The sequence below is a fragment of the Clostridium sp. UBA5712 genome, assembly GCF_002419845.1.
In the GTDB taxonomy this organism is placed as follows: domain Bacteria; phylum Bacillota; class Clostridia; order Clostridiales; family Clostridiaceae; genus Clostridium_J; species Clostridium_J sulfidigenes.
In genome coordinates, this window is record NZ_DIGW01000003.1 from 264132 (window position 1) to 273210 (window position 9079).

The 9079-nt window shown below is 29.8% G+C and carries 7 protein-coding genes, 1 tRNA gene and 1 other annotated feature; all 8 genes read left to right on the forward strand.

Going from position 1 to position 9079, the window contains the following annotated elements:
* Positions 1 to 3: 3 nt before the first annotated feature.
* The 8 genes from B3B03_RS02185 to murD all read left to right on the forward strand — a co-directional run bounded on the left by B3B03_RS02185 (position 4) and on the right by murD (position 8348).
* Positions 4 to 186, forward strand: coding sequence for a hypothetical protein (locus B3B03_RS02185; RefSeq protein ID WP_346848856.1), 183 nt, complete (start codon positions 4 to 6; stop codon positions 184 to 186).
* A gap of 176 nt (positions 187 to 362) precedes the next feature.
* Positions 363 to 1142 carry a type III pantothenate kinase gene (locus B3B03_RS02190; RefSeq protein WP_035130756.1) on the forward strand — a complete coding sequence of 260 codons (780 nt, stop codon included), beginning with the start codon at positions 363 to 365 and terminating at the stop codon, positions 1140 to 1142.
* Positions 1143 to 1150: 8 nt separating this feature from the next.
* A complete protein-coding gene (gene dusB / locus B3B03_RS02195; protein WP_346876366.1) occupies positions 1151 to 2128 on the forward strand; it encodes a tRNA dihydrouridine synthase DusB in 978 nt (325 codons plus the stop codon).
* Between the two features lie 133 nt (positions 2129 to 2261).
* Complete coding sequence (gene greA / locus B3B03_RS02200; RefSeq protein ID WP_346848858.1) at positions 2262 to 2741, forward strand: transcription elongation factor GreA; 480 nt, start codon at positions 2262 to 2264, stop codon at positions 2739 to 2741.
* Positions 2742 to 2807: 66 nt separating this feature from the next.
* Positions 2808 to 4313: a lysine--tRNA ligase gene (lysS, locus tag B3B03_RS02205; protein WP_414632264.1), complete on the forward strand. Its 1506-nt coding sequence runs from the start codon at positions 2808 to 2810 to the stop codon at positions 4311 to 4313.
* 254 nt (positions 4314 to 4567) lie between these two features.
* Positions 4568 to 4642 (forward strand) — tRNA-Asn (locus tag B3B03_RS02210).
* Positions 4643 to 4773: 131 nt separating this feature from the next.
* Positions 4774 to 4940 (forward strand) — a binding site (T-box leader).
* A 79-nt stretch (positions 4941 to 5019) separates the two neighbouring features.
* Complete coding sequence (locus tag B3B03_RS02215; protein ID WP_346876368.1) at positions 5020 to 6411, forward strand: glycine--tRNA ligase; 1392 nt, start codon at positions 5020 to 5022, stop codon at positions 6409 to 6411.
* A 557-nt stretch (positions 6412 to 6968) separates the two neighbouring features.
* Entirely contained in the window at positions 6969 to 8348 is a 1380-nt protein-coding gene (gene murD / locus B3B03_RS02220) for a UDP-N-acetylmuramoyl-L-alanine--D-glutamate ligase (protein WP_346848869.1), read from the forward strand.
* Positions 8349 to 9079: the final 731 nt, after the last annotated feature.

Sequence of the window (9079 nt, forward strand, 5' to 3'; positions counted from 1 at the left end):
CCAATGTTCAATGGTGAGGATAAGGAAAAAAATATTAGAAGAAATTATATAAACAAGAAAGAGGAAAATTTAAAAAAGTTATATCTTAATATTTTGAATAATTCTGATGATGGAACATTAAAAGAAGAATTATATGAGATTTTTAAAGATGAGTTGGATATAATAAATAGTAATAATCTAATATAAAACATAATAGAGTAGTCTAGAGTGGTATTACATAAAATTCATTAACACATTAAGTAGTATTAACTTAAAAAAGTTAATTAAATTATATAGTTAAAGTGTTAAATGTGTTATAATAATTAGGAACATTTAAAAAGCAGCTTAAAAGCTGCTTTTAATTATATAGAGGTGACATGATTATGATATTCGTATTAGACGTAGGAAATACTAATATAGTATTAGGTATTTATAAGAATGAGGAATTAATAGTTGAGTGGAGATTATCTACAGATAATAGAAAAACTTCTGATGAATATATGATAGAAGTAGCACAGCTTTTTGCTTACAACAAGCTAGAGGTTAGTGATATATCAGGAGTTATTATTTCATCAGTAGTTCCCAATATAATGTATTCCCTAGAACATATGGTTAGAAAGTTTTTTAACAAAAAACCTCTAGTAGTAGGGCCGGGAATAAAAACTGGAATAAATATAAAATATGATAATCCTAAAGAAGTAGGAGCAGATAGAATAGTTAATGCAGTAGCAGCTCATGAAATGTATAAAAAACCATTAGTTATTATAGATTTTGGTACTGCGACTACTTTTTGTGCAGTAGCTGCTAATGGAGATTATATAGGCGGAACTATATCGCCAGGTATAAAAATATCCTCAGATGCTTTATTCCAAAGAGCTGCTAAACTTCCAAGAGTAGAGCTTATAAAACCAGAAACAGTTATTTGCAAAAATACAGTAGCTAGTATGCAAGCAGGTATTGTATATGGTTATATAGGTCAAGTTGATTTTATCGTAAGTAAAATTAAAGAGGAAATGATAGCATTAGGTGAGGAAAATCCTATGGTAATAGCTACAGGAGGTCTTGCTAATCTTATAGCTGAGGGATCAAAATCTATAGATAAAGTTGAACCATTCTTAACTTTAGAAGGACTTAGAATTATATACGAGAAGAACAGAGAATAGGTGATAGAATGAAAATTTCAAATATAAGCTTCGAAAATCCTGTATTTCTAGCTCCTATGGCAGGGGTTACTGATATAGCTTATAGAGGTATATGTAAAGAAATGGGATGTGGACTAGTTTATACAGAAATGGTTAGTGCAAAAGGGTTATATTATAATAGTAAAAATACCGGAACCCTTATGAGAATAAGTGATGAAGAAAAGCCGGTTGCATTACAGATATTTGGAAGTGAGCCAAAGATAATGGCAGTTGCTTGTGAGTCTATTCAAGGTATGGATGGAGTTGCTATTATAGATGTAAACATGGGATGTCCAGTACCAAAGATAGTTAAAAATGGAGAAGGTTCTGCTTTGATGAAAAATCCTAAGCTTGCTGGCGAAATTGTTAAAGAAATGAAGAAGTCTACAAATAAGCCTATTACAGTAAAGTTTAGAAAGGGTTTTGATTCAAATAACATAAATGCTGTGGAGTTTGCTAAATATTTAGAAGATGCAGGAGTAGATGCTATAACGGTGCATGGAAGAACTAGAGAGCAAATGTATGAAGGTAAGGCGGATTGGGATATAATAAAGCAAGTAAAGGAAGCTGTTTCTATACCTGTCATTGGAAATGGTGATATTTTCGAGGCGGAAGATGCTATAAATATGAGGAAACAAACTAATTGTGATGGTATAATGGTAGCGAGAGGTTCTATGGGAAATCCTTGGATATTTAAAGAGATAAAACAAGGAATTGATGGAAATGATATAGTGAGGCCTACTGATGTAGAAAGAATAGATATGTGCATGACTCATTTGAATAGAGCCGTAAAGTTCTTTGATGAAAATAAGGCTGTAAGAGAAATGAGAAAACATATAGCATGGTATATTAAGGGATTAAGGAATTGTACCGAAATTAAAGATAAAATCAACTCTGCTATATCCTATGATGAAATGTATGATTTATTAGAAAAATATAAATTAAATTATGAAAAGTGGTATTTTTAATATAAATATACCTTCATTGACAAGGAATTGCAGCTGTTTTATAATTAATCAAAGATTATAGAGACTATATATGATACAATTGAGTATTTATAATGATATAGAATTATTTAGTAAGATTGAAGGGGAGAGAAAAATGAGCGAAGCTAAAAAATACGTGATGACTTACGAAGGAATAAAGAAGCTTGAAGATGAGCTAGAGTACTTAAAAACAGTTAAGAGAAAGGAAATAACAGAAAAGATAAAGGTTGCTTTAGGATATGGAGATTTAAGTGAAAATTCAGAGTATGACGAAGCAAAGAATGAGCAAGCATTTGTTGAAGGAAGAATTATTCAACTTGAAAATATGCTAAGAAATGCATCTGTGGTAGATGAAAGTGAAATTCCTAAAGATATGGTTAGTATAGGAACAAGTGTAAAAGTGTTTGATTATGAATTTGATGAAGAAATAGAATTTTATCTTGTTGGCTCTGCTGAAGTAGATCCTTATGAAAATAAAATTTCAGATGAGTCCCCTGTTGGAAATGCGCTTATGGGGAAAAGAACAGGAGACATTATAGAAGTATCAACTCCAGATGGAATTAACAAGTATAAAGTATTGGAAATTAATAGATAATCATAAATGAAAAACTAGGAGGAATGGTCTATGGCTACAGAAGTTAACAATGATAATTCACAAGAAATTGTAGTAGATAATGAACAATTACAAGCTCAAGAAGCTGAATATAATGAACAAGTAATGATAAGAAGACAAAAACTAGCTGATCTTCAAGCTCAAGGAAAAGACCCTTTTGACGTATATAAGGTTGAAAGAACTCATGAGGCTCAAGAAATAAAGGATAGCTATGAAGAACTTCAAGAAACAGAAGTTACAATTGCAGGAAGACTTATGTCTAAAAGAATTCAAGGAAAAGCTGGATTCTGCGATATTCATGATAGATCTGGTAAAATGCAAGTATATATAAGACTTGATAGGGTTGGAGAAGAACAGTTTAAAGATGCAAAAACTTTTGATATAGGTGATTTTTTAGAAGTTACAGGTATACCATTTGTAACAAAGACAGGAGAAACTTCTGTTAAAGCTAGCAAAGTAACTTTAATTTCTAAATCATTAAAACCACTTCCAGAAAAATGGCATGGACTTAAAAATCCAGATTTAAAATATAGACAAAGAGAAGTAGACCTAGTAATGAATAAAGATGTAAGGGATACTTTTATTAATAGAATAAAAATTATAAAAGCTGTAAGAGAATTCTTAGATAATAGAGGATACTTAGAAGTGGAGACTCCTATTTTATCTCCTATAGCTGGAGGAGCAGCTGCAAGACCATTCGTAACTCATCATAATACCTTAGATATAGATATGTATTTAAGAATTGCTACCGAGTTATACTTAAAAAGATGTATAGTTGGTGGACTTGAAAAAGTATATGATATGGGTAAAAACTTCAGAAATGAAGGAATGAGTATAAGACACAATCCGGAATTTACAATGATAGAATTATATGAAGCTTATGCTGATTATAACGATATGATGAAAATAACAGAAGAATTAGTTGCATATGCTTGTGAGAAGGTTCATGGTAGCACTAAAGTAAATTATCAAGGAACTGAAATAGACTTTACACCACCATGGAGAAGAATTACTATGATAGATGCTGTAAAGGAATATGCAGGTGTAGACTTCAATGAAATTAAGACAGATGAAGAAGCTAGACAAATTGCAAAAGAAAAACATTTAGAATTTATAAAGGAATTAAAAGATTGTACAAAGGCAGATATATTAAATGGTTTATTTGAAGAATATGCCGAAGAACATTTAATTCAACCAACATTCCTTTGTGATTATCCAGTAGAAATATCACCATTAACTAAGAAAAAACGTGGAAATGAAGCATTTACTGAGAGATTTGAAGGATTTGTTTATGGTAGAGAAGTTTGTAATGCTTATTCAGAACTAAATGATCCTATAGTTCAAAGACAAAGATTTGAACAACAAGCAAAAGAAAGAGAGCTTGGAGATGATGAGGCTTATCTAATTGATGAGGAATTCATGAGTGCTCTTGAGGTAGGAATGCCTCCAACAGGTGGACTTGGAATTGGTATAGATAGAATAGTAATGTTCTTAACTGATTCAGTATCCATCAGGGATGTTATACTATTCCCAACAATGAAACCTCTACAATAATATATAATTTTAAAATTAATTTTACCCAAAAATTATTACATATTAAAATAATTTTTGGGTAAAATGTTAAGGTGCTAATTTAATATATAATATAATTAAAGAGATATTAAATAATTATTGCATATTAAAAAGATTTTTGGATAAAATATTAAAGTATTCATATAATGTAAGCAAAAGAAATTATTTTTTTAATTTTATAAAATAGTGTTGAAATTTACATTAAATATGCTATAATCTAGATATGAATTAAATATTCCGCGATAGCTCAACGGTGGAGCACTCGGCTGTTAACCGATAGGTTGGAGGTTCGAATCCTCTTCGCGGAGCCATTTTTTATAAGATAACTTACGGCGGGCTTTTAAGTCGGCTTATTTTGCTATAGTAAACAATATAACAAAATAATATTTTAATTTTATTTTGAATTATAATATGATGTGAGGATAATAATGTTAAAAACTGAATAATAACGATGATAAAGAAAAGTAGTAATAAAGATTTTAAAGAGAGATGATGGCGGGTGTAAATCATTAAATCAATATTATGAAGGGAGCTTTTGAGTTAGTGATAAATTTTAAAGATGAGCTTTAGCTAATAAGGGTGGAACCGCGGATTAATTTCGTCCCTTAATTGGTTAAAGTTTTTTTATTTACAAATATTAATTTGTAAATTGCAATTAATAATAAAAACATTGATGGAGGTAATGAACATGGCAAAACAATTAACTATGGATAAAATGGTAGCTTTATGTAAAAATAGAGGATTTATATTTTCTGGGTCTGAAATTTATGGAGGACTTGCGAATTCATGGGATTATGGTCCTTTAGGTGTGGAATTTAAAAATAACGTTAAAAAAGCATGGTGGAAAAAGTTTGTTCAAGAAAATCCTTACAATATAGGTTTGGATTGTGCAATATTGATGAATCCAGAAGTTTGGGTAGCAACAGGTCATGTAGGTGGATTCTCTGATCCATTAATGGATTGCAAAGAATGTAAGGCTAGATTTAGAGCTGATAAGTTAGTTGAAGATCATATGGTTTCAGAAGGCGCAGAAGTAGCTGTAGCTGATGGATGGACTAATGAAGAGTATAAAGAATATATTGAAAAACATAATGTGGTTTGTCCAAAGTGTGGGAAAATGAATTATACAGATATAAGAAAGTTTAATCTTATGTTTAAAACTTTCCAAGGCATAACTGAAGACAGTAAAAATGAAATATATTTAAGACCAGAAACAGCTCAAGGTATTTTTGTAAACTTTAAAAATGCTCAAAGAACATCAAGAAAGAAAGTACCTTTTGGAATAGCTCAAATAGGTAAATCTTTCAGGAATGAAATTACTCCAGGTAACTTTACCTTTAGAACAAGGGAGTTTGAGCAAATGGAACTTGAATTTTTCTGTAAGCCAGGAACTGACTTAGAGTGGTTTGAATATTGGAAGGAATATTGTAAGAATTTCTTATTTAACTTAGGAATGGGTAATGAAAATCTAAGGTTTAGAGATCATGAAAAAGAAGAACTATCATTCTACAGTAATGCTACTTGTGACATAGAGTTTTTATTCCCATTTGGATGGGGTGAACTTTGGGGAATAGCTGATAGAACAGACTATGACTTAAAAAGACACATGGAACATTCAGGAGAAGAGCTATCTTATCTAGATCCAACTACTAATGAGAAATATGTACCATACTGTATAGAACCATCATTAGGAGCTGATAGAGTTGCATTAGCATTCTTGTGTGAAGCTTATGATGAAGAAGAACTAGAAGGTGGAGATGTTAGAACAGTGATGCATCTTCATCCAGCATTAGCACCATTTAAGGCTGCGGTACTTCCACTTAGTAAGAAATTAAGTGAAAAGGCTCTTGATGTATATGGAATATTATCTAAAAAGTTTAATGTGGATTATGATGAGGCTGGAAGTATAGGAAAGAGATATAGAAGAGAAGATGAAATAGGAACACCATTCTGTATTACTATTGACTTTGATACTATAGAAGATGAGAGTGTTACAGTAAGGGATAGAGATACTATGGAACAAGTAAGAATGCCAATAAGTAATCTAGTGTCTTATATAGAAGAAAAAATGGAATTTTAATAGAAGTCTATATAGATTTAAAATAGCTCTAGGCATTAATTTGCTTGGAGTTATTTTATAGTAAAGAATATAGCAAGTTGAATATGTAAAGTAAAAATATATTGGTATAATAAATTAAGGGTGTTTAAAAAATGTATTGTAGTCTAAAATTTAAATGAATATTGTATTTAAAGGTTTATTAATGGAGATTTATATAAATGGATAAAAAAATAACCGGATTTGCATCCGGTAAAAAATAGGGTTTAATCATGGGGATATGTTATGTGCAATGTTAAACCTTTGGGGAAAAGTTTTAACACCTTTACTTACGGCACAGACAGATTATATCATATTAAAAAACTCATAGCAATAGCTTTTTTAAAAAAATAATAAATTAAATTGAAAAAACATTGGAAAGTTAGTGAATTGAAGGGGAAAATAGGCGAAAATAAAGAAAATAGGGGAACTTTTGCAATAAATAGAATAAGTATTTTTCATAGAGTTTTTTTAAGTCTGATGTAGTGATATAATTATAGTATAGAAGTAAGCTAATATATGGCGGTACTGGAGGAATAAGAATGAAAAGAAATTTTAGTGAGTTTAAGAAGTTTATTAAGGATAAAAATGTAGCAGTAGTAGGAATAGGGGTAAGCAATATACCACTTATAGATTTCCTTGTTGGTTTAGGAGCTAAAGTAACTGCATTTGATAAAAAGAATATAGAAAAACTTAAAGAAGTTGTAGACAAGTATCAATGCAAAGGAGTTAAATTTGAATTGGGAGAAGGATATCTATCTAATTTGCATGGTTTTGATGTTATCTTTAAAACCCCATCTATGAGAATTGATAGTAAAGAATTAACTATAGCCAAAAATGAAGGTGCATATATAACATCCGAGATGGAGGAGTTTTTAAGATATTGTCCTGCTAAAATATACGGTATAACAGGAAGCGACGGAAAAACAACAACTACATCTTTAGTATATAGTATTTTAAGTGCGGCTGGTTTCAAAACTTGGGTTGGAGGGAATATAGGTACCCCATTATTCACAAAAATAGAAGAAATATCACCAGATGATAAGGTTGTTCTTGAGTTATCAAGTTTTCAACTTATGACTATGGATACATCTCCAGAAGTAGCTTTAATTACAAATTTATCACCTAATCATTTAGATATGCATATAGATTTACAAGAATATATAGATTCCAAAAAGAATATATTTAAATATCAAAATAAAGATAACCTGTTGGTGTTAAATGAAGATAATGATGTTACAAGAAATATTAAAGGGGAAGAAAATGGGCGTCTTTATACTTTTAGTAGGAATAGTGTTATAGAAAATGGAGCGTATTATAAAGATGGAGTTCTTTTTGCTAGAGGTAAAAAGGTATGTAATAAAAGTGAAGTATTGCTTAAAGGTATGTATAATATAGAAAATTTATTGGCAGCCTTCGCTCTGATAGTGGATGATGTGGATGTAAAGTATATGAGAGAAGTCGCAATTACTTTTAAAGGTGTAGAACATAGAAATGAATTTGTAAGAAGCTATAGAGATGTAGAATATTATAATAATTCTATAGCGTCAAGTCCTACTAGAACATTAGCAGGTATAAAAGCTTTTGAAAAACCGGTAGTATTAATTGCTGGAGGACGTGATAAAAAAGTTCCTTTTGATCCATTAGCATATGAAGGATATCCATATATAAAATCATTGATCCTGCTTGGGGAAGCTAAGGAACAAATTAAAAAAGTTTTTGACAAATTAAAAAATGAAAAAGGTATCCATGTTGATATTCATATGGTTGATACGTTAGAAGAAGCTGTAAATAAAGCAGTAGAAATATCAGTAAGTGGAGACATAGTTGCATTAGCTCCGGCATGCACAAGTTTTGATATGTTTGAAAACTTTGAGATTAGAGGAAATAGGTTTAAAGAAGTGGTTAAGAATTTAAAGTAATAGAACATTATTAAAAAAAATATATATCTATAATACTTTATATTAACCTAATAATAGAAAGATATATTCCTAGAACGCAGTTTTGATTTACTGTTTTCTAGGAATTTACTTTTTAAATCATAATGTCAATTGATTTGTAAAGCTTACTATAAGAAGATTATATTAGCTTGTTAGGTTAGTTATAAGTAATAATGACACACTATTGTACTTCACATTTTAATATCTATTGTAATCTGGTTATACAAATAGGAAATTTCCTTGAAACCCGCATGGATAGAACAACTATTTAACTAGTTATATATAACTAGTTTTCAATTTATATAGGTAACTATTTATTCTAAATCTATATACTCGGAGTGGTTTATAAGATTTTACTGATGAAAAACATATAATTAATTAGTAAAATAGGCCATATCATAAATAAATTAAAAAACTTAACCAAGTGTATCAATGCATGTAAATTAGAGAAAAAATAAGAAATTTAGAGAAAATAAAGGATAATTTATATATATAATCACATAGGCTAAGAAGTGAAAGCCAACCCTATGATATTATAAATCTCGTCACTAAGTGATGCGAACTTCAAAGTTCAAATCTAGATAACTTTAAAGATGGATTTAAAGAAAAAAAGTTTTAAAAAAGTTTAAAAAGTTATTGACATAACAAAATGATGGTGATAAAATTTAAAAAGTAGTCAGTCAGCAGATTGATGAAAACCAAATGGTCTTTGA

Bases quoted from the DNA above. Each gene is read 5' to 3' on its own strand.
- B3B03_RS02185 (WP_346848856.1), top strand. From the start codon at position 4: ATGTTCAATGGTGAGGATAAGGAAAAAAATATTAGAAGAAATTATATA.
- B3B03_RS02190 (WP_035130756.1), top strand. From the start codon at position 363: ATGATATTCGTATTAGACGTAGGAAATACTAATATAGTATTAGGTATT.
- dusB (WP_346876366.1), top strand. From the start codon at position 1,151: ATGAAAATTTCAAATATAAGCTTCGAAAATCCTGTATTTCTAGCTCCT.
- greA (WP_346848858.1), top strand. From the start codon at position 2,262: ATGAGCGAAGCTAAAAAATACGTGATGACTTACGAAGGAATAAAGAAG.
- B3B03_RS02215 (WP_346876368.1), top strand. From the start codon at position 5,020: ATGGCAAAACAATTAACTATGGATAAAATGGTAGCTTTATGTAAAAAT.
- murD (WP_346848869.1), top strand. From the start codon at position 6,969: ATGAAAAGAAATTTTAGTGAGTTTAAGAAGTTTATTAAGGATAAAAAT.